Genomic DNA, 20,660 nt, shown 5'->3' on the forward strand with positions numbered 1-20,660 from the left:
GTCATGCGGCCTGTTCCTGTGCGTCGAATGCGTGAAGCCCCTCGACCAGGCAGAGAATGGCCAGCGCCTGGCCATAGCCGGTCGGTTGCAGGGGAATGTCACGGTAGAATTGCAGGTCGTGTCCCATGCGCGTGCCGTAGGAGACGTTCTGCACCGTGCCGTCCGCATCGATATTGGCGATGACGGCGGCAAGCGCCGCCTGTCCCGCCCGGCGCCATGTCTCGTCGCCGAAGCCGAGCCGCGCTCCCTTCAGCAACGCATAGCCGAAGCCGGCGGTGGCGGAGATTTCCTCATAGGATTGCGGATCGTCGAGAAGCGTGCGCCAGGCGCCCGATGGCGCCTGCAGGGACAGGAGTGCCGAGACCTGCGATCGCAGAACCCCGCTCAGGAAGGTTTTCACCGGAGCGCCGATATCGGCGAGTTCGAACAGGTCGAGAATGCCGGCCGTGATCCACGCATTGCCGCGCGCCCAGCGGGCCCTGGCGAAATTGTGCCGCCCGTCGAAGGTCCAGCCGTGAAACCACAAGCCGGTCTGCGTGTCGGAGAGATAGCGGGCGTGGACGAGAAACTGAAGTGCGGCTTCGTCGACCAGTTCGCGGCGGCCGGACGCCTGTCCGTAGCTCGCCATGAACAGACCCGCCATGAACAGCGTGTCGTCCCACAGTTCATTGTCGTTGACCTTGTCCGAGACGTCGTGCTGCAGGCCGCCCTCAGGCGTGCGCGGCCCCTCGGCCATCAGTCGGTCCGCCCAGCGGTCGAGCGCTTCGCGCCAGCGCTCGTCGCGTGTGTCGGCCCACAGGAGCGACAGTGCCAGCATCGGCGCGGTGGTGTTGATGTTGAGCGTCGGCAAGCCCTCGGCCAATTGCTTCGCATACCAGCCCTCGATCAGCGCGCGCAGGCGATTGTCGCGGGTTTGCCGCCACAATTGCACCAGCCCGTAAAGGCCGACCCCTTGCGGCCATTCCCAGGCCTCGAAGCTGATGTAATCGCCCGCCGTGCCGTCCAGATTGGGTTCGTGGAAGCGGCCGTCATGGCGCAGGCTGGTCATGCCGTTGACCAGCAGGTCCAATCGGTCGCGCAGCACGGCGCTGCTGACGGCCATCCGCTCCTCCCAAAGCCTAGTGGTCTGACCGAAACGGATGGTCCCCATCCGTTTCGACAAGTCAGCCCACAACCTATTGATCTGGTGGTACGATCCTGACAGATGGATATCATCTGTCAGGATCGTACCACTAGTGTCCTGCCCCAGCCAAACCGGTAGGTTGGCTGGGAAAAGCAGGCCACCAAATGACTGAATCCAGGGCAACTTTGCTTCAATTGACATGAATGCAAAGCTTTCATGTCAATTGAAGCGTTGCACTGGTTCGATGCGGAAACTGTGCCTAAAGAAAATCATTTGCACAATTTGAAAATTTTTTTCATACCGCCTGAGGCGAGGCGGAATGAGGGATGATGAAATGGATGTGACCGGCAAGCGAGGCAAGATCAGCCGAAGGGTGCGGCTCGAGGATTTGGCCGAGCGCTGCGGCGTCTCCGTCAGCACCGTCTCGCGCGCGCTGTCGACCGGCCAGGGCGTGCGGCCGGAAATCCGCGCCGAGATCATCGAGGCCGCCCGCACCTACAATTATGCCATGCCGTCATCGGTTGCCGGCAAGAAGGCGATGATCGTCGCAAGCAGCGCGGCGATGATCGACTATGGCCGCAACCAGTTTACCCTGCATGTGCTCGAGGGATTGCAGGAGCGCGCCACCACGCTGCGCATGGAAATTCTCACCCGCTCCATCGCCAATCCCGCCGAGGAGCGGCAATTGCTTGACGAAGCGATGAACGACGAGACGATTGCCGGGCTGTTGTTTCTCACTCTCGACGATGAGGACATGCTGGCGCCGACGCGCGATTTCATGAAGCCGATCGTGCTGGTCAATGGCGATGACCCGTTCATGCGCCTGTCGAGCGTGACCCCGTGCAACCGCAGCGCCGCGGCGCTCGCCACCGACCATTTGCGCCAGCTTGGCCACGAGCGCATCCTGTTTCTGATGCGGCCCGGTCGCCGCACCATCGAGCGGCGCTATGAAGGGTGGCACGACCGCATGCGGCTCGGCGGCGCCGTCGACCCCGGCCTGGTGGTGATGGTCGACGATTGGCTGCCGGAACTCGCCAGGGCGGCGATCCTGAAGCGGCTCGATGAGAAGGGATGCGATTTCACTGCGGTCCTGGCCGCCGGAGATGTGCTGGCGGTCGGCGCCATGATGGCGCTCGCCGAGCGCGGCATCCAGGTGCCGGGCGACGTGTCGGTGATGGGGATGGACGGCCTGCCGCAGGGGGCTTTCCACAACCCGCCCCTGACCTCGGTCCACATCCCCATGCGCGAGCTGGGGGCGGCGGCGCTCGACCTCCTGCGCGAAACGGTGACCGGCTTCGAGATGCCCGCCAGACGTGTCGAACTGGCCTGCAAGATGGTCGAGCGCGCCTCGACCGGGCCGGCCTCATCGATCTGAAAGGTCCGGCCTGAGGCGCGTATCAGCTTCAACCAAGCAAAGCCTGGCCGTGAAAGTCCGCCTTGGCCTTGATCGCTTCCGTCATGATGAAATCCGTCAGCATGCGAATGCGCGGCGTGGTCGCCAGGTCCTGGTGGCAGATGCACCAATAGTATCGCTCGAGATGGATTTCCCGCGGGATCACCGGCACCAGGTCGGGATAATTCCGCGCCATGAAATGTGGCATGACGCAAAGCCCCAGCCCCTTGCGCGTTGCCGCAAGCTGCGCGTGGATGCTGGAACTCTGGTAGAAGGCGCGGGCGCCGGGCAGCAACTCGCGGTGATAGTCGAGCCCCGGCGTGAAGATCATGTCCTCGATGTAGCCGATGATGCGGTGCCGGGCGAGGTCGGCCTTGCGCCGCACGGGCGGATGCCGGTCGAGATACTCCCGGGTGCCGTAGAGGAACAATCGGTAAAGGGTGATCTTCTCCTGATGAAGCCCGCCGGTCTTTGTCGTCGACAAGGTGACGGACATGTCCGCTTCGCGCCGCGAGAGCGAAACGATCTGCTGGATGATCAACAGTTCGATAGACAGGCCGGGCAATGACTGGGCGAGTTCCGGCAGCCGGTCGGCGAGAAAATAGTTGCCGAACCCCTCGAGCGTGCTGATGCGGGCGACACCGCTCACCGATGTCGCGCCGCCCGCCACCTCGCTCTCCACATTGGTCGCTTCGCGCTCGATGGCTTCGGCCCGCTCGACCAGCTTTTCGCCGGCGGTCGTCAGCAAATAGCCGCGCGGGTTGCGCTCGAAAAGCTTGGCGGCCAGCGCCAGTTCCAGCCGGTCGATGCGCCGCGATACCGTGGCGTGGTTGGTCCTGAGCTTGCGCGCGGCGGCCGAAAGCTGCCCGGTGCGCGCCACGGCGAGAAAAAACTGTAGATCGTCCCACGAGAATGGTCGCATTTGCCTGTACGTTTTTGCACGGAGTTTGTGCGAAAATAGGTGGTTGTGTGCGGAAAGGTCAATGCTATGACTCCCTGCATGATCGCGCTTGGGAAGGGAGACCCGGTTCGCGCCGGTCTCGCCGTGTCCTGGTGATGCGCCGATTTGCCCTGCAGGGGAGCGCGGAGGACGTTCGCTCATCCTGCAGGTTGGGAACGCCGACCGCTCGCGCCTTCGCGCCACATGCGGCTCACCAAACGGGAGGAGAACAGACGATGAAATTACTTTCGCTTGCATCGATGGCACTGATGGCGGCCACGGCGCTGCCGGCCATGGCCCAGGTTTCCGATGAGAAGGTCAAGATCGGCATTCTCAACGACCAGTCCGGAGTCTACGCCGATTTCGGCGGCAAATGGTCCTATGAGGCGGCTAAGATGGCTGTCGAGGATTATGGCGGCAAGGTGCTCGACAAGCCGATCGAGGTGATTACCGCCGACCACCAGAACAAGCCCGACATCGCGTCCAACATCGCTCGCCAGTGGTACGATACCGAAGAGGTCGATGCGATCATGGAATTGACCACCTCCTCGGTGGCGCTCGCCGTTCAGGGCATTTCCACGGAAAAGAAGAAGATCAATATCGTCACCGGCGCGGCGACGACCGAACTGACCGGCGCCCAATGCTCGCCCTACGGTTTCCATTGGGCCTACGACACGCATGCGCTGGCCGTCGGCACAGGCGGTGCGTTGGTGGAGCAAGGCGGTGACACTTGGTTCTTCCTGACCGCCGACTATGCCTTCGGCTATTCGCTCGAAGAGCAGACCGGCAACTTCGCAAAATCGAAGGGTGGTACCGTGGTCGGCGCGGTCCGCCATCCGCTGGCCACCCCCGACTTCTCGTCCTTCCTGCTGCAGGCGCAGGCATCCGGCGCCAAGGTGATAGGCCTTGCCAACGCCGGCCTCGATACGGCCAATGCGATCAAGCAGGCGGCTGAATTCGGCATCGTCGCCGGCGGGCAGCGCCTGGCGGCGCTCCTGTTCACGCTCGCCGAAGTGCATGGCCTGGGCCTCGACGCGGCACAGGGCCTGACGCTGACGGAAGGCTTCTATTGGGACCGTGACGACCAGTCCCGTGCGTTCGCACGCCGTTATTTCGAGCGCACCAATCGCATGCCCAACATGGTGCACGCAGGTACCTACTCGGCAGTGACGCAGTACCTGAAGGCGATCGACAAGGCGGGCACCGACGAGACCGAGGCGGTCGCCAAGGAACTGCATGAAATGCCGGTCAACGACCTGTTCGCCGCGAACGGCAAGGTCGGCCAGAACGGCCGCATGATCCATGACATGTACCTGATGCAGGTGAAGACGCCCGATGAAAGCAAGGAGCCCTGGGATTATTACGATGTCCTGGCGACGATCCCGGGCGACGAAGCCTACATCAAGCCTTCCGAAAGCGGCTGTCCTCTGGTTACGCAGTGACGGTGAGCCCAATGCTTGATGCGCATGCCGGTTCCGGTGGCGCAGCGCTGGATGCAGAGCCGCGGGTGGTCTTGTCCGCCCGTGGCCTGCGGCGCGATTTCGCCGGATTTGTCGCCGTCAAGAATGTCGATCTCGACGTTCGACATGCCAGAATCCATGCCCTGATCGGCCCAAATGGAGCCGGCAAAACAACGGTCTTCAATCTGCTGACGAAATTCCTCGCGCCGAGCGCTGGCAGGATCGAATTCATGGGCCGTGACATCACAAATGCTGCGCCGGCTAAAGTTGCGCGGCTGGGCCTGGTGCGCTCGTTCCAGATATCGGCGACCTTTCCGCATCTGAGCGTGCTCGACAATGTGCGGGTCGCCCTGCAGCGGCCGGGCGGGCTCGGCTATCAGTTCTGGCGTTCGCTCAGCACGCTCGATCTTCTGACGCCGCGCGCCGAGCAGCTTCTCGAGACGGTCGGCCTGCACGATGAGCGGCACAAGCTCGCCGCCGATCTTTCCTACGGCCGCAAGCGGGTTCTGGAGATCGCCACCACGCTGGCGCTCGACCCGAAAGTGCTCCTGCTCGACGAGCCGATGGCCGGCATGGGCCATGAGGATGTCGGCATCGTCGCCGAGATCATCCGCGGCGTCGCCAGGGATCGCGCCGTGCTGATGGTCGAGCACAATCTGAAAGTGGTCGCCGATCTGTGCGACTGGATCACTGTTCTGCAGCGCGGCGAGATCATCGCCGCCGGCGACTACGCCACGGTCAGCAGCGATGAGCAGGTGAAGATTGCCTATATGGGGACGGCTTATGACGACTGAGCGCGCGCCCACGCCTTTCCTTTCGGTCCGCGACTTGCATGCCTGGTATGGCGAGAGCCACGCGCTGCACGGTGTCAGCCTGGATGTCGCCCAGGGCCAGACGGTCACGCTGCTTGGCCGCAACGGCGTCGGCAAGACGACCACCTTGCGCGCCATCATGGGCATCATCCGCAAGCGCAAGGGGTTCATCGAGTTCGACGGCCGCGATCTGATGCAGACGCCGCTGCACCGCACGGCGCATGCCGGCATCGGCTTTGTGCCCGAGGAGCGCGGCATCTTCGCCACGCTGACCGTCGACGAGAACCTGATCCTGCCGCCGGTCGTCGCGCCGGGAGGGATGAGCGTTGCCGAGATTTTCGAGCTGTTCCCCAATTTGAAGGAGCGGCGCAACAGTTCAGGCACCAAGCTTTCCGGCGGCGAGCAGCAGATGCTGGCCATTGCCCGCATGCTGCGCACCGGGGTGAAGCTGCTCTTGCTCGACGAGCCGACCGAGGGGCTCGCCCCGGTCATCGTCGAACGCATCGGCGAGGTGCTGGCGACGCTCAAGGCGCGTGGCATGACGATCCTTCTGGTCGAGCAGAACTTCCGTTTTGCCAGCCGCATCGCCGACCGCTTCTACCTGATGGAGCACGGCCGGATCACGGTCGATTTCCCGGCAGCGGAGCTGGAAGACCGCATGGCTGCGTTGCACGACGTGATTGGAGTTTGACGCCATGACGATGATTTTCGGCATCCCGATCCAGGCGTTGCTCGGCCAGTTGCTGGTCGGCCTGATCAACGGATCCTTCTACGCCATGCTGAGCCTCGGGCTCGCCATCATTTTCGGCCTGCTGCGCGTCATCAACTTCGCGCACGGCGCGCAATACATGCTGGGCGCTTTCGTCGGCTATCTTCTGCTGGCGCATTTCGGCATCGGCTATTGGCCGGCGCTCATCCTCGTGCCTCTGATCGTCGGCCTCGCCAGCATGATCGTCGAGCGCCTGGCGTTGTCGCGGCTGTACGATGTCGACCCGCTCTACGGCCTGTTGTTCACCTTCGGCCTGGCTCTCGTCATCGAAGGAGCGTTCCGCTATTTCTATGGCGTTTCCGGACAGGTCTACACCCCGCCTTCGCAGCTTTCCGGCGGCACCAATCTGGGCTTCATGTTCCTGCCCAATTATCGCGGCTGGGTGGTGGTCGCCTCGCTCATCGTCTGCCTCGGCACCTGGCTTTTGATCGAGAAGACCAGGCTCGGCGCCTATCTGCGTGCGGCGACGGAGAACCCTATTCTGGTGCAGGCATTCGGCGTCAACGTGCCGCTGCTTCTGACACTGACCTATGGCATCGGCTCGGCGTTGGCGGGGCTCGCCGGCATCATGGCGGCTCCCGTCTATCAGGTCAGCCCGCTGATGGGCTCGAACCTGATCATCGTCGTCTTCGCGGTCGTCGTGGTCGGCGGCATGGGGTCCATCCTGGGCGCCATCGTCACCGGTTACATGCTTGGGCTGGCCGAGGGGCTGACCAAGGTGTTTTACCCGGAAGCGTCGAACATCGTCATCTTCGTCATCATGGCGATCGTGCTGCTCGTCCGGCCGGCCGGATTGTTCGGAAGGGATGCGTAACATGGCCGATCTGACGACGAGCGAAATCCAGGGCCAGGCACGGGCACGCACCGAATGGCTCCTGGTCGGCGTGGCGCTTGCCGCGCTTCTGGCGGCGCCGTTCTTCTTCTATCCGATCTTCCTGATGAAGATGCTGTGCTTTGCGCTGTTTGCCTGCGCCTTCAACCTGTTGCTCGGCTTCACCGGGCTCCTGTCTTTCGGTCACGCAGCCTTTTTCGGCGGGGCGGCCTATTTCACCGCGCATGCGGTCAAGGAATGGGGCTGGACGCCGGAGGCGGGCGTGCTGCTTGGCGTGGCCGGTGCGGCGCTGCTCGGGCTGGTGATGGGTTTCTTCGCCATTCGCCGTCAGGGCATCTACTTCGCCATGATCACGCTGGCGCTGTCGCAGATGTTCTTCTTTTTCTGCCTGCAGGCCCCGTTCACCAAGGGCGAGGACGGCATCCAGGGCGTGCCGCGCGGCCATTTGTTCGGCTTCATCGACCTCAGCATGCCGCTCAACATGTATTATTTCGTCCTCGGCGGATTTCTGATCGGCGTCTTCGCCATCTGGCGCATCGTCAACTCACCCTTCGGCATGATCCTCAAATCGATCCGCGAGAACGAGAGCCGGGCCACCTCGCTCGGCTACAGTGTGGCGCGCTACAAGCTTGCCGCCTTCGTCATGTCGGCAGCGCTGGCCGGCCTGGCCGGCGCGATGAAGACGCTGGTCTTCCAGTTCGCCACGCTGACCGACGTGACCTGGCAGATGTCGGGCGAGGTGATCCTGATGACCCTGCTCGGCGGCATCGGCACCATGCTTGGGCCCATCGTCGGGGCGGGCCTGGTGGTGGCGCTGCAGAATTATCTCGCCACGTCGGAATTCCCGGTAACGGTCATCACCGGGGCGATCTTCATGATCTGCGTCCTGCTCTTCCGGCGCGGCATCGTCGGTGAGGTCTATGCGCGCCTGGGGCGCACCGATTCCAGCGACGCCCGCTGACCGCCATGCCGGAGACTTACGATTACATCGTCGTCGGCGCTGGAACGGCGGGTTGCCTCCTCGCCAATCGTCTTTCCGCCGACCCGAAGGTGACTGTCCTGCTGCTCGAAGCGGGCGGCAGGGACAATTATCCCTGGATCCACATTCCGGTCGGCTATCTCTATTGCATCTCCAACCCGCGCACCGATTGGTGTTTCACCACCGAGGCGGAAGAGAGGCTCGGCGGGCGGGCGCTGGCCTATCCGCGCGGCAAGGTGCTCGGCGGCTGCTCGTCCATCAACGGCATGATCTATATGCGCGGCCAGGCGCGCGATTACGATCAATGGCGGCAGATGGGTTGCGCCGGCTGGGGCTGGGACGATGTCCTGCCTATTTTCCGCAAGTCTGAGGATTATTATCGCGGCGCCGACGCGATGCACGGCGCCGGCGGCGAATGGCGGGTCGAGGAGGCCCGCGTGCGCTGGGACATCCTCGACGCCTTCCAGGAAGCGGCCGCGGCGATCGGCATTCCGCGCGTCGACGATTTCAACCGCGGCGACAATGAAGGCTCGTCCTATTTCAAGGTCAACCAGCGCGGCGGCGTGCGCTGGAATGCATCGAAGGCGTTTTTGAAGCCCGTCCGGCACCGCCGCAATCTGCGCATCGAGACCGGCGCGCAGGTGCGCAGGCTGATCGTCGAGGAGGGCCGCGCCGGCGGCGTTTCCTACGACCGGAATGGAACAACGCAGGAAGCGCTTTGCCGCGGCGAGATAATCCTGGCCGCCGGCGCCATAGGCTCGCCACATCTCCTCGAACTGTCCGGGATCGGCCGTGGCGCGTCATTGCAGGACGCCGGCATCGACATGGTGCTGGAGCACCCCTCGGTCGGCGAAAACCTCCAGGATCATCTGCAATTGCGCTGCGCCTACAAGGTGTCGGGCATCCGCACCTTGAACGAGCAGGCCAGCCGCCTCACCGGCAAGGCGGCGATCGCGCTGGAATATCTCGTCAGCCGTTCCGGCCCCATGTCGATGGCGCCGAGCCAGCTTGGCCTGTTCACCCGCTCCGACCCGTCGCGCGAGACGGCGAATTTGCAGTATCACGTGCAGCCCCTGTCGCTCGACAAGTTCGGCGACCCGGTCCATCCTTTTCCGGCCTTCACCGCCAGCGTCTGCAATCTCAGGCCCGACAGCCGCGGCTCGGTGCATGCCGTGTCCGGCGATTTTCGCCGCCAGCCGGCGATCAGGCCGAACTATCTGTCGACTGAGAGCGACCGTCAGGTCGCTGCCGAAGCGATCCGGCTGACGCGGCGCATCGTCGCCCAGCCTGCCTTGCAGCGCTACAAGCCGGAAGAGTTCAAACCCGGCGAGACGTTCCAGAGCGAGGAGGAACTGATCGAGGCGGCGGGCCGCATCGGCACGACCATCTTCCATCCGGTCGGTACCTGTCGCATGGGGACCGATCCGCAGGCCGTCGTCGATCCGCGTTTACGGCTGCGCGGCGTCGGCGGGCTGCGCATCGCCGACGCCTCGGTCATGCCGACCATCGTCTCGGGCAACACCAATTCACCGACGCTGATGATCGCCGAGAAGGCGGCCCAGATGATCCTTTCGGACGCCCGCTGAAACTTAAGTCTACGCCGCGCCCTCATCTCCGTAGAGGCTGTTTTCCGCCTGGGTGGCGGCTGCACGCAGCGCGATCAGCGCCTTTTCCATCGTTTCCTCGGTGAAGCGGGTCGAGGGACCAAAGGCTGAAAGGCCGGCGATCATCCGCCCTGTACGGGTGCGCACGGGAATGGCGATGGCGCGGATGCCGTCCTCGCGCTCGGAATTGTTGATCGCGTAGCCCTGTTTGCGCACCTGTTCGATTTCGGCGTCCAGCGCATCGCGATCGATGATCGTGTTGTCGGTGAAGCGCACGCGCTTGACGGTCTGCAGATAGCGCTCCCGTTCATGTTCGGGCATGAAGGCGAGCCAGGTCTTGCCATGCGCCGTGCAATAGCCGTCGAGCTGGCTGCCGACCCGGATATCGACCGACAGGGAGCGCATGGATGTGGCTCGCGCGATGCAATAGACCATGTCCGAGCGGAACACGGTCGCCATGGTGGCCTCGTGCAGCTCTTCGCTGATGGCGTTCAGATGCGGCTGCAGAAGCCGGGCGAGCGCGTCGTTCTGCAGCACGCGGTCACCCAGGTCGGCAAAGACATAGCCGAGCCGGTAGACGCCTTTCGAGACGGCGACCACCGCGCCCACATGCTCCAGCGTGCGCAGGAACCGATGCGCCGTGATGCCGTTCAACCCGGTCTCGCGCACCACCTGCGCTGCCGTCAGCTCGGGTCGCTGCTCGGAAAACAGCTTCAGGATGGCAAACGCCTTGACGACTGATCCGTTGATTTGTGGGGCCACGATTTTGTCCGTTGGAGCATTTTGCAGTCAGGTGGAATCACATGACGTCCGCATAAATGCGGCAAAACAAGAAGTTGGAGCATTGGCGCTACTTCACAATCGCCGGCAACACAAGCACGAGCCAGGGGAAAGCGATCAGCAGCGCCACGCGCACCAGTTCGATGCAGAAGAACGGCATGGCGCCCTTGAAGGTCTCGCTCATCGGCACGCCGCGGGCGATGGCGTTGATGACGAAGACGTTCATGCCGACCGGTGGGGTGATCAGGCCGAGTTCGACCACGACCAGCGCCAGGATGCCGAACCAGATTTTCGTCTCTTCGCCGGTCATGCCGAAATCGAGACCGGAAATGACCGGCCAGAAGAATGGAATGGCCAGCAGGATCATCGACAGGCTGTCCATCAGGCAGCCGAGCAGGATCAGCGCGACGAGCAGCAGGATCAGGATCGTATAGGCCGAGAGACCGCTGGTGGCCATCATTTCGGCCGCTGCCTGGGGCACCCCGCCGCGCGACATGAAGATTTCCAGAAGCTTGGCTCCGAGCAGGATCAGATAGATCATGCCGGAGGTCTTGGCCGTGGCAAGCAGTGCCGCGCGGATCGCCGCAAAGCCGATCAGGCGCATGGCCAGACCATAGGCCAGCACAAGGAAGACGCCGATGGCGGCGGCCGGCGTCGGGTTGAAGAACCCCAGATAGATGCCGCCGATGACCAGGCCGAAGATGATCGCCACAGGCAGGACGCTGATGGTGGCGGCAATGAATTCCGGCCGTGTCACCGGGTCGGCCGGCGGCCCTGAATTCGGAAAGACGCGGACATAGATGGCGATGGTCAGGATGAAGAACAGGACGGCCATCAGGCCTGGAATGAAGGCGGCGGCGAACATCTGCACGATGTTGGCCTCGACGATGACCGAATAGACGACCAGCACCACCGAGGGCGGGATGAGGATGCCGAGCACGCCGCCGGCGGCCAGCGTGCCGGTGGCCAGTGCCGGCGAATAGCGGTAGCGCTCGAGCTCCGGCAGGGCGACATGCCCCATGGTCGAGGCTGTGGCGAGCGATGAACCGCAGACGGCGCCGAAGCCGGCGCAGGCGGCCACCGCCGACATGGCGACCCCGCCCTTGAAGCGGCCGAGCCATGCGTTGGCGGCGCGAAACAGGCTTTGCGACAGGCCCGCATGGGTTGCCAGGTGCCCCATCAGGACGAACAGCGGAACGACCGAGAGGTCGTAATTCGAGAACACGCCATAGGCCAGCGTCTTCATCTGCGACACCAGGATCGCCGGGCCCGACAGCGCCATCACGCCACCGGCGCCGACGAGGACCATCGCATAGGCAATCGGCATGCGCAGGATGATCAGCGCGACGAGGACGAACAGTCCGATCAGGCCGAGGAAAAGTTCGCTCTGCACGGGTTCAGGACCTTTCGCCGACGGGTAATTTCATGGGCAGTTTCAGGGTGTGTGCCGGTTGTGCGGGCGCCATCACAGTTCAGCGCCGCCGTCTGTAACCCGGCCGGTGAGCGCTTCCATCAGCGTGATGATCGCCGCGGCGAGCAGGAGTGCGAGCGAGACGAGGATCGGCACATAGGCCATCCAGATGGGAAACTGGTAGATCGCCGTCGTTTCCTCATACAGGCGGAAATCGAGGAAACCCGCATACATGCGCCAGAGCAGGAATGCGGCGAAACCGGCGGCGATCAGCGAGGCGATGGCGGACAGGGCTGAGAGGAGTTTTGGCCCCGCCCCGGCGGTGAAGATGTCCGCCGTCACATTGGCGCCCGTGAGCTGGCAATAGGGCAGGAATGAGAAGATGGCGACCGCCACCCCGACCTCGACGATCTCGAAATCGCCGGGGAAGGGTTTGGCCACCAGGATCAGGCTTGTCAGGCTGAAGGCGTTGATCAGCACGACGCCGATCAGCACCGCTCCGCCGGCCAGCGCCCAGGCCTCGATGGCGCGGCGGGCAAACCCGCCGATGCGCGCCATCGCACCTGCCCGATCGCGCATCTCACATGCCTTTGGCGTGCTTAGCGATCGCCGCGCGGGCGGCATCGACCAGGGCGCGTCCATCGATGCCCTTGGCCTTGACCTCCTCGATCCAGCGATCGACCACCGGTTCCAGCGCGGCCTGGAAGGCCTGCGTCTCTTCTTGCGTCAGGGTGATGTGATTGTTGCCGGCATCCACGGCGATCTTGATGCCGTTGTCATCGATGCTGCGCCAGATCTCACCGACCTCGCGCGACCAGTCCTCACCCGAATTGTCGAGAAAGATCTGCTGGATGTCCTCCGGCAGGCTGTCCCACTTGGCCTGGTTCATCGACACCTGGAAGGTGGTCGTGCCGAAGCGGGTCTTCTCGTGGCCTTCGACCTGGTAATCGGTCAGGTCCTGCAGCTTCAGTGCCGGGATGATCTCCCAGGGGATGAAGGCGCCATCGACCACCTTGCGCGACAGGGCCTGCGGCAGGTCGGGCACCGGCATCGAGACCGGGCTGGCGCCGAGCGCCTCGACCACCCACGCGCCGGTGCGGGTCGGGATGCGGATCTGCTTGCCCTTCATGTCGTCGGGCTTGCGCACCTCCTCGTCGACCATGTGGATCGCCTGTCCGGCATGCACATGGCTGAACAGCACTTTGACGCCGCCATATTCCTCGGCGAGATACGCGTCGAACATGTCGCGCATGGCAAGGTTGGTCGCCACCGGATCATTGGTGTGGATGAAGGGCAGTTCGAACACTTCCGAGCGCGGGAACAGGCCGGCGGTGTAGCCGTTGACGGTCCAGACGATGTCGACCACGCCATCGCGCGCCTGTCGGATCAGCTCGGGCGGACGCCCGCCGAGCGACATGGCCGGGAAGATCTCGATGTCGACGCGGCCATTGGAGGCTTTCTCGATTCGCTCCGCCCAGGGTTCCAGCATCGCCGTCTGCGCCGGCGCCTTGGGGCCGAGAAAGTGGTGCAGCTTGAGATGGGTCGTCTCCTGTGCCGATGCGGCGCCCGCCAGGCCCAATAGGGCGAGGGTGGCGCCGGCCACCACGGATGCGATGCGCGATGTCTTCAACATGCCAGTCATGATTTCCTCCCGGTTCTGCCGAACGTTGATGCAAACAACGGTGATCCAAACAGCGTGACGGCCACAGCCGCCGTTCTCCTCCAAGAAAACGGGTTGCTTCAGAGATAACCTCTCCCCGTGCTTGCGGAAAGAGATTGACGGCGACGCATTCCATTGTCAATCTATATTTGAATTGTAAATTTCAAATATAGAAATATCAATCTGGGCCACATCCATGCAGAATGCTTCCTCCCGTGCCGTGCCGCTGGAAACCGCAAGCGCAACCGCAACCACCGTCACCATGACTGCCGGCGGCGCGCTTCTGGCCAGGATGAAGACACTCGGCATCGACTATATCTTTGCCAATTCGGGCACGGATTTCCCGCCGATCATCGAGGGGCTCGCCGAGGCCGAGGCCAAGAGTGTGCCCTTGCCCCAGGCGTTGATCATGCCGCATGAAGGTGCGGCGATGGGGATGGCGCATGGCTATTATCTGGCGACGGGCCGCCCCCAGGCGGTGATGGCGCACACCAATGTCGGCCTGGCGAACTGTGCCATAGGCGCCATCAACGCCGCCACCGAGCATGTACCCGTGCTCTTGTTTTCCGGCCGCACGCCGACGACGGAAAAGGGGCGGCTCGGCGCCCGCACCGTGCCGATCGGCTGGGGCCAGGAAATGCGCGACCAGACGGCGCTGGTGCGCGAGGCCTGCAAATGGGACTATGAGCTGCGTTTTCCCGAACAGGTGACCGAGATCGTCGACCGGGCGCTGGCCATCGCCACATCGACGCCGCGCGGCCCCGTCTATGTCAGCCTGCCGCGTGAAGTGCTGTGCGAGCCGTGCCCGGCCGATGCGCTCGACGCGCCGCCCCTCATGACGCCCTCGGTCGGCGGCATCCACGATGCGCGGCTGCGCGAGGCGGCGCGGATTCTGGCGGCGGCGGACAATCCGGTCATCTTCGCCCAGCGTGGCGCCGGCGGGGAAGAGGGCTTTGCCGCCCTGCAGGCCATCGCCGCCGAATGGGGCATTCCCGTCTGCCAATACTGGGCCGTGCGGCTGGCCCTGCCGCTCGACCACCCCATGGCTGCGCCGGCAGACCCGGGTCCGCTGATCGGAGAGGCCGACGCCATCCTGGTGATCGATTCGCTTGCCCCATGGTCGCCGGATATCCACCGGCCCAAGCCCGGCTGCAAGGTGATTCATCTCGGCCAGGACCCGCTTTACAGCCGTTTCCCGGTGCGCAATTTCCGTTGCGACATCGCGTTGGCCGGCGAGGTCGGGGAAGGGCTCGTCAAGCTGCAGTCTGCCCTGGCCGACGAAAGTCCCGACCGTCGGCAGATCGACCGCCGCCGCGAGCGGCACGCCCGCGCCAATGCTGCAGCGCGCGCCGGGGCGGTCGCCAACGCCGAGGCTGGCGAGGGCGGTCCGATGACCAAGGAATGGGTCAGCCTGTGCCTGTCGCGCGCTATTGCCGGACGCGATGCCTCGGTCTTTTCCGAGCTTGGTTGCCCGATGGCGCCGATGGTGCTCGACCATCCGAAAGCCTGGTACCAGGAGCCGCATTCCGGCGGCCTCGGCTGGGGGTTCCCGGCCGCGCTCGGCATGCAGCTGGCCGACCGCGACAGGCTGGTGGTCGCCACCATGGGCGACGGCTCCTACATGTTCGCCAACCCGGTTGCCTGCCACCAGATCGCCGAGGCGCTGGAACTGCCGGTTCTGGTGATCATCGTCAACAACGCCGAATGGGGCGCAGTGCGCCACTCCGTGCTCGGCATCTATCCCGACGGCTATGCGGCGCGCACCAACACCATGCCGCTGACCGGCCTGTCGCCGGTGCCCGATTTCGCCAGGATCGCCGAGGCGAGCCGCGCCTTTGCCCGCACCGTGCGCGATGGCACGCAACTGCCGGCGATGCTCGACGAAGCGATCCGCCATATCGACGAAAAGCGCACCCTGGCGCTGCTCGACGTCCAGGTGCGCCCCTGAACGACACCCATTGAAACGAGGAGGACAACAATGGCCGAAGCCGCCAAGACCGAATTCTGGAAAGACCTGAAACCGATCGAGAAAGTGTTTCAGCGCGATGCGCTGCCGGAGGTCTATCTGGCCGATGCGCCGACCGAGGACGAACGCTACTACGTGCCCTTCACCGAAACCGTCTCGTCGCGCCCGCTTTGGATCTCGCCGACCCAGAACAAATGGTGCGATATCCTGATGGCCAAGCGCGCCGGGCTGGTGAACCGGCACTATCACCCGCACGAGGTGTTCGCCTACACGATCTCCGGCAAATGGGGCTACCTCGAGCACGAGTGGACGGCGACCGCCGGCGATTTCGTCTACGAGACGCCGGGCGAGGGGCACACGCTGGTCGCCTATGAGCACGAAGACCCGATGCGCGTCTTCTTCCAGGTCAAGGGACCGCTGATCTGGCTCGACGACAAGGGCGAGCCGGACGGGTTCTTCGACGTGCACAACTACATCGAGATGTGCCGTAACCATTATGACAAGGTCGGCCTTGGCGCGGCGTATGTGGAGACGCTGTTCCGCTGAGCCGCCCATCGCCTACCCCGACAAGCCCCCGTCGACGGCCAAGGTCGTCCCGGTCGTGAAACTGCTGTCGTCGCAGGCGAGATAGAGAACGGAGCGCGCCACCTCCTCGGCGCGCCCATGTCGGCCGAGCGGGATGATCTGGTTGAAGAATTCCGTGCCGTCGATGCCCATCTGGCGGCCCAGCCCGTCTTCCACCGCCAGCTGGAAGCCGTTGTCGATCGGACCGGGGTGGATCGTGTTGACGCGGATCGCCCGGGGCGCCAGCTCCTTGGCCAGACAGCGCATCAGCCCGACCTGCGCGTGCTTGGCCGCCGCATAGGCGTAGACGCCGGCATCGCCGCGCAGGCCCGCGACGCTTGACGTTATGACAATGCTGCCGCCGTCGCGCATATGCGGCGTGACGTACTTGGCGGCAAGCAAGGCACCCTTCACGTGCACCGCCTGCACCGCGTCGAAAACGTCTTCCGGATAGTCGGCAATCGGCGCGACCACGCCGAAATTGCCGGCATTGGAAAACAGCACGTCGATCGGTCCGAAGCGTTCGGCCGCCACCTGCACATAGCGTTGCGTATCGTCCGCCGAGGAAACGTCAGCGGCGACGGCGATGACCGTCTCGGCGACGAGCGTTTCCGTTGCATGGGCAAGCTGGTCCTCGTCCTTGTCGACCAGAACCAGCCGGGCTCCTTCATTCAAGAACAGGCGCGCGGTGGCCAGACCCAGGCTGCCGGCGCCGCCGGTGATGATGCAAACCTTGTCCTTGAGCTTCATAAGTGTCCTGATTTCCTATGGTTTCTGGATAAACGTGCCGGCCGGCGCCCCCCGCACCGGCCGGCCTGGTGGCCTGACCGAAACAGATGGTCCCCATCTGTTTCGATAAGTCAGCCCACAAGCTGTTGATCTGGTGGGGCGATTTCTCCTAACAGATGGTCCCCATCTGCTCGGATCGCACCACCGGCCCCCGGCTGCCTAGAAAGGATAGTGCAAGGGGCCGTCCTGGATCGTGATCCAGCGCAGTTCGGTAAATTCGGCAATGCCGGCCTTGCCGCCGAAGCGTCCATAGCCCGAATCCTTGACGCCGCCGAAGGGCATCTGCGCCTCGTCGTGCACGGTCGGGCCGTTGATGTGGCAGATGCCGGATTCGATGCGCCGGGCGACGGCCATGGCGCGGTTGACGTCCTTGCCGAAGACCGCCGATGAAAGGCCATATTCGGTGTCGTTGGCCACCCGCACCGCCTCGTCTATACCGCTGACGCGGACGATCGTGGCGACCGGGCCAAAGCTTTCCTCGCCATAGATGCGCATGGTCGGCGTGACCTTGTCGAGCAGCGTCGCTTCCATCACCGTGCCGTCGACGCCGCCGCCGGCCGCCAGAACCGCGCCCTTGGCGAGCGCGTCCTTGACGAGGTCCTGGATGCGCCTGGCAGCGCCCTGGTCGACAACCGAGCCAAGGGGTGTCTTGCCTTCGCGCGGGTCGCCGGCCTTCAGCGAACGCGCTTTCGCCGCCAGCGCCTTGACGAAGGTTTCGGCGATGGCTTCGTCGACGACGATGCGTTCCGTCGACATGCAGATCTGCCCCTGGTTCATGTAGGAGCCGAAGGCCGCAGCCGCGACCGCGGCGTCGAGATCGGCGTCGTCCAGCACAACCATCGGTGCCTTGCCGCCCAGTTCCAGCAGCGCCGGCTTCAGGTGCCTGCCCGCCGTTTCGGCGACGATGCGTCCGACGCGGGTCGAGCCGGTGAAATTGATGCGCCGCACGGCCGGATGCGCGATCAGCGTCTCGACGATCTGCGGTGCGTCTTCAGGCGCGTTGGAGATCGCGTTCAGGACCCCGTGCGGCACGCCGCCTTCATGCAGCGCTTCTATGATGAGGCGATGCGTGCGGGGGCAGATTTCCGAGGTCTTCATCACCACTGTATTTCCGCAGGCAAGCGGTGTGGCGAGCGAGCGCACGCCGAGGATGACCGGCGCATTCCACGGGGCCATGGAAAGCACCACGCCGGCGGGCTGGCGCATCGCCATCGCCATGCTGCCCGGCCGGTTGGACGGAATGATCTCGCCGGTGATCTGCGTCGTCAGCGAGGCCGCCTCGCGCAGCATGTCGGCGGCAAGCCCGACATTGAACATGGCCCAGCCGGCGGTCGCGCCGATCTCGGACGCCATGGCGTCGACAAAACCCTGCGTCCGCGCCTGCAGCGCATCGGCTGCTGCCAGGAGAATGTGCCGCCGCTCGCCGGGGGTCGTCGCCGCCCAGGCCGGAAAGGCGCGCGCTGCCGCATCGCAGGCCATTCGCGCGTCCTCCAAGGTCGCTGCCGCCGCCCGCGTCGCCACCTCGCCGGTCACCGGATTGAGACGCTCGAATGTGTCCCCATCCGACGCGGCGCGGTCATCCTCGCCGATCAGCAAACCCAATTGTTCCATTATTCTACCCCGTTCCATTTCCGTGTTCAAAGAGATGGTTGCGCTGCGTCCTCGTGCATCAGTGCATCCGCCGTGTTCGCGCCGACGATGCGGCCCGATTCCATCAGGTAGCCGCGATCGGCGACCGCCAGGCTGACCCGGGTGTTCTGTTCGGCGATCAGGATCGCCATGCCCGATTTTCGCAGATGGTCGAGCGCCGAGAAGAGCGCCGTGACGGCGACCGGCTTCAGCCCCAGGCTCGGTTGATCGAGCATCAGAAAATCGGGGCCCGACATCAGCGCCCGGCCGACCGCCACCGTGCGCTGCGCCCCCGCCGACAGATCGTTGACCGCTTCCCGCCGGTGCTCGGCCAGTTTTGGAAACAAGGCATAGACAAGCGCTTTCTGCTTGGCCTGCCCGCCGCAAGCGCGCGCCGGATGCGTGCCGAGCAGCAGGTTCTCCTCAACGGTCAGCGCGCCGAAAACGCCGCCTCCCTCGGGAACCAGGGCAATGCCGGCGGCAATGATGCGGTGGGGCGGCCAGCCCGTGATGATGCGCCCGTCGAGAGCGATCCGCGTGCGGGCGTTGACCGGAACGAGCCCGGCGATCGCCTCCAGAAGCGAGGATTTGCCGGCGCCGTCACCGCCGATCACGGCGACGGTTTCACCGCGCTCGATGGAAATGGAAATGTCGCACAAGGCCGGGTGCTGACCATAGCGCAGCGAGAGCGTGGAAACTTCAAGCATGATCTCCTCCCAGGCAGGCGGCAGCGTTTCTTCACCGCACCGCACCGCACCGCAGCACGGCATTTGCGCCGATCCTTGGTGTCTCTGCCGATAGGTAGGCCTTGTCCTCCCAGACTTTGTACTCTGCGCATGGCGGCATATGACAGGGGGGAGCATAGGCTGCCCTGCGCCGTAGAAAATAGACTTTTTGTCGAAAGAGTTGTATTTCTGACGCATTCGAGCGGGCTGTTCCCATGGATGCGGTCTCTATAGGCGAGCGGAGGGTATTTGTTGCTTCAGGACAACCGCGCCTCTGACGCTTTGCCCGCCGGCGCCATGCCGCCCATCGTCGTGCTGCCCGACACGGAAGCGTCCGGTGTCAAGAGCGCGTTGTCACCGGTTGCCTGGACGCTGCATGGCAACCGCAATCGTGCCTTCGTGCTGATCTCCGGGGCCGGTCGATTGGCCATCGAAAGCACCGTCGTGCCGCTGGCCGCCCCATGTGTCCTCTGGCTTCCCGCCGGCAAGCCGGCGACGCTGACGCTCGACGCCGGCGCGCGCGGCGCGTCCCTGGCCGCCTCTGAACTGGCGCTCGGCAGGGCGATCCCCATGGGGCCGATCGGCGCCGAGGTGAAGGATGCGCTGTTTCATCCGGTTCTCGGCGTCAAGGTTGCACCGGCCACGGCGCAGGATCTGTGCCGCAGCATTGAAGTGATCGGCGAGGAACTGCGCGGCGACCGGCCGGGCGCGCAGGATGCGGCGCGCTATCATCTGGTTCTTGTTCTGATTGCCGTGTGGCGCATGTCCAGCCCGCGGCCCGCCGAGCAGCAGCCCGCGCCGCGCGCAATGGTGCGCAACTTCCTGCACCTGGTGGAACTGCATGTTCGCGACCACTGGAGCGTTGGCGACTACGCACGGTTTCTGTCGATTTCCCGCGGCCGGCTCGGCAGCGCCGTCAAGCGCGTGACGGGGCGCACGCCACTGGAGCTGATTCATGCCCGGCTTGTCTCGGAAGCCGAAATCCTGCTTGGCGGCACCAATCTTCAAGCGGCCGAGGTCGCCGAGATGCTGGGCTTCAAGGATGCGGGTTATTTCAACCGCTTCTTCAAGCGCGAAATGGGTGTTTCACCGGGCCGCCTGCGCCGCGAGGCCATGCTGCGCAAGGCGCGCACGCAGGAAACCTTCGCCGCCTGGCCGTGAACATATGCGGTTCCTGTCGCCCGGCGACATCGTCTTGGCCTGCCCCCTGAAAAGTGGTCCTCG

At 64.4% G+C, this 20,660-nt stretch carries 19 protein-coding genes; 10 read left to right on the forward strand and 9 right to left on the reverse strand.

Features of this window, described 5'->3' with window-relative positions; all coding sequences use genetic code 11:
• Position 1: 1 nt before the first annotated feature.
• Complete coding sequence (bglB, locus tag AB843_RS23460) at positions 2 to 1,102, reverse strand: beta-galactosidase BglB (RefSeq protein ID WP_048649344.1); 1,101 nt, start codon at positions 1,100 to 1,102, stop codon at positions 2 to 4.
• Between the two features lie 340 nt (positions 1,103 to 1,442).
• On the opposite strand from bglB, the gene AB843_RS23465 reads away from it, so the two are divergent.
• Positions 1,443 to 2,498 carry a LacI family DNA-binding transcriptional regulator gene (locus tag AB843_RS23465; protein WP_244468072.1) on the forward strand — a complete coding sequence of 352 codons (1,056 nt, stop codon included), beginning with the start codon at positions 1,443 to 1,445 and terminating at the stop codon, positions 2,496 to 2,498.
• Between the two features lie 28 nt (positions 2,499 to 2,526).
• On the opposite strand, the gene AB843_RS23470 is transcribed toward AB843_RS23465, so the two are convergent.
• A complete protein-coding gene (locus tag AB843_RS23470) occupies positions 2,527 to 3,438 on the reverse strand; it encodes a LysR family transcriptional regulator (RefSeq protein WP_048649345.1) in 912 nt (303 codons plus the stop codon).
• Between the two features lie 254 nt (positions 3,439 to 3,692).
• Between AB843_RS23470 and AB843_RS23475 the strand changes: the two genes are divergently transcribed.
• From AB843_RS23475 to AB843_RS23500, 6 genes are read left to right on the forward strand one after another with little or no spacing between them, the layout of a single operon-like run.
• A complete protein-coding gene (locus tag AB843_RS23475) occupies positions 3,693 to 4,898 on the forward strand; it encodes an ABC transporter substrate-binding protein (protein ID WP_048649346.1) in 1,206 nt (401 codons plus the stop codon).
• Between the two features lie 11 nt (positions 4,899 to 4,909).
• Positions 4,910 to 5,710 carry an ABC transporter ATP-binding protein gene (locus AB843_RS23480; protein ID WP_048649347.1) on the forward strand — a complete coding sequence of 267 codons (801 nt, stop codon included), beginning with the start codon at positions 4,910 to 4,912 and terminating at the stop codon, positions 5,708 to 5,710.
• A complete protein-coding gene (locus AB843_RS23485; RefSeq protein WP_048649348.1) occupies positions 5,700 to 6,419 on the forward strand; it encodes an ABC transporter ATP-binding protein in 720 nt (239 codons plus the stop codon). The genes AB843_RS23480 and AB843_RS23485 overlap by 11 nt, the downstream gene beginning before the upstream one ends.
• A gap of 4 nt (positions 6,420 to 6,423) precedes the next feature.
• Complete coding sequence (locus AB843_RS23490; protein WP_048649349.1) at positions 6,424 to 7,311, forward strand: branched-chain amino acid ABC transporter permease; 888 nt, start codon at positions 6,424 to 6,426, stop codon at positions 7,309 to 7,311.
• 1 nt (position 7,312) lies between these two features.
• Positions 7,313 to 8,290: a branched-chain amino acid ABC transporter permease gene (locus AB843_RS23495; protein ID WP_048649350.1), complete on the forward strand. Its 978-nt coding sequence runs from the start codon at positions 7,313 to 7,315 to the stop codon at positions 8,288 to 8,290.
• Positions 8,291 to 8,295: 5 nt separating this feature from the next.
• Entirely contained in the window at positions 8,296 to 9,894 is a 1,599-nt protein-coding gene (locus AB843_RS23500) for a GMC family oxidoreductase (protein ID WP_048649351.1), read from the forward strand.
• Between the two features lie 9 nt (positions 9,895 to 9,903).
• Here the strand turns inward: AB843_RS23500 and AB843_RS23505 are convergent, their stop codons facing one another.
• The 4 genes from AB843_RS23505 to AB843_RS23520 all read right to left on the reverse strand — a co-directional run bounded on the left by AB843_RS23505 (position 9,904) and on the right by AB843_RS23520 (position 13,745).
• The gene (locus AB843_RS23505; RefSeq protein WP_048649352.1) at positions 9,904 to 10,674 is read right to left on the reverse strand and encodes an IclR family transcriptional regulator; all 771 of its coding nucleotides are present in this window, start codon (positions 10,672 to 10,674) and stop codon (positions 9,904 to 9,906) included.
• Positions 10,675 to 10,762: 88 nt separating this feature from the next.
• Positions 10,763 to 12,085: a TRAP transporter large permease gene (locus AB843_RS23510; RefSeq protein ID WP_048649353.1), complete on the reverse strand. Its 1,323-nt coding sequence runs from the start codon at positions 12,083 to 12,085 to the stop codon at positions 10,763 to 10,765.
• A 72-nt stretch (positions 12,086 to 12,157) separates the two neighbouring features.
• Complete coding sequence (locus AB843_RS23515) at positions 12,158 to 12,682, reverse strand: TRAP transporter small permease (protein ID WP_082143986.1); 525 nt, start codon at positions 12,680 to 12,682, stop codon at positions 12,158 to 12,160.
• Between the two features lies 1 nt (position 12,683).
• Positions 12,684 to 13,745, reverse strand: coding sequence for a TRAP transporter substrate-binding protein (locus AB843_RS23520; RefSeq protein WP_244468073.1), 1,062 nt, complete (start codon positions 13,743 to 13,745; stop codon positions 12,684 to 12,686).
• A 214-nt stretch (positions 13,746 to 13,959) separates the two neighbouring features.
• On the opposite strand from AB843_RS23520, the gene AB843_RS23525 reads away from it, so the two are divergent.
• Positions 13,960 to 15,711, forward strand: a complete 1,752-nt coding sequence (locus AB843_RS23525; protein WP_082143987.1) for a thiamine pyrophosphate-requiring protein — start codon at positions 13,960 to 13,962, stop codon at positions 15,709 to 15,711.
• 30 nt (positions 15,712 to 15,741) lie between these two features.
• Complete coding sequence (locus AB843_RS23530) at positions 15,742 to 16,275, forward strand: 2,4'-dihydroxyacetophenone dioxygenase family protein (RefSeq protein WP_048649354.1); 534 nt, start codon at positions 15,742 to 15,744, stop codon at positions 16,273 to 16,275.
• A 12-nt stretch (positions 16,276 to 16,287) separates the two neighbouring features.
• Here AB843_RS23530 and AB843_RS23535 read toward each other — a convergent pair whose 3' ends face one another.
• The 3 genes from AB843_RS23535 to AB843_RS23545 all read right to left on the reverse strand — a co-directional run bounded on the left by AB843_RS23535 (position 16,288) and on the right by AB843_RS23545 (position 19,418).
• Complete coding sequence (locus AB843_RS23535; protein ID WP_048649355.1) at positions 16,288 to 17,043, reverse strand: SDR family NAD(P)-dependent oxidoreductase; 756 nt, start codon at positions 17,041 to 17,043, stop codon at positions 16,288 to 16,290.
• 198 nt (positions 17,044 to 17,241) lie between these two features.
• Positions 17,242 to 18,693, reverse strand: coding sequence for an aldehyde dehydrogenase (locus tag AB843_RS23540; protein WP_048649356.1), 1,452 nt, complete (start codon positions 18,691 to 18,693; stop codon positions 17,242 to 17,244).
• A 26-nt stretch (positions 18,694 to 18,719) separates the two neighbouring features.
• Positions 18,720 to 19,418, reverse strand: a complete 699-nt coding sequence (locus tag AB843_RS23545) for an ABC transporter ATP-binding protein (RefSeq protein ID WP_048649369.1) — start codon at positions 19,416 to 19,418, stop codon at positions 18,720 to 18,722.
• Between the two features lie 270 nt (positions 19,419 to 19,688).
• Between AB843_RS23545 and AB843_RS23550 the strand changes: the two genes are divergently transcribed.
• On the forward strand, positions 19,689 to 20,597 hold the full coding sequence (locus AB843_RS23550; RefSeq protein ID WP_157384595.1) for a helix-turn-helix domain-containing protein: 909 nt from the start codon (positions 19,689 to 19,691) through the stop codon (positions 20,595 to 20,597).
• Positions 20,598 to 20,660 lie beyond the last annotated feature (63 nt).

Origin of the sequence: Nitratireductor soli, assembly GCF_001050155.1 — a bacterium.
Taxonomy (GTDB): Bacteria; Pseudomonadota; Alphaproteobacteria; order Rhizobiales; family Rhizobiaceae; genus Nitratireductor; species Nitratireductor soli.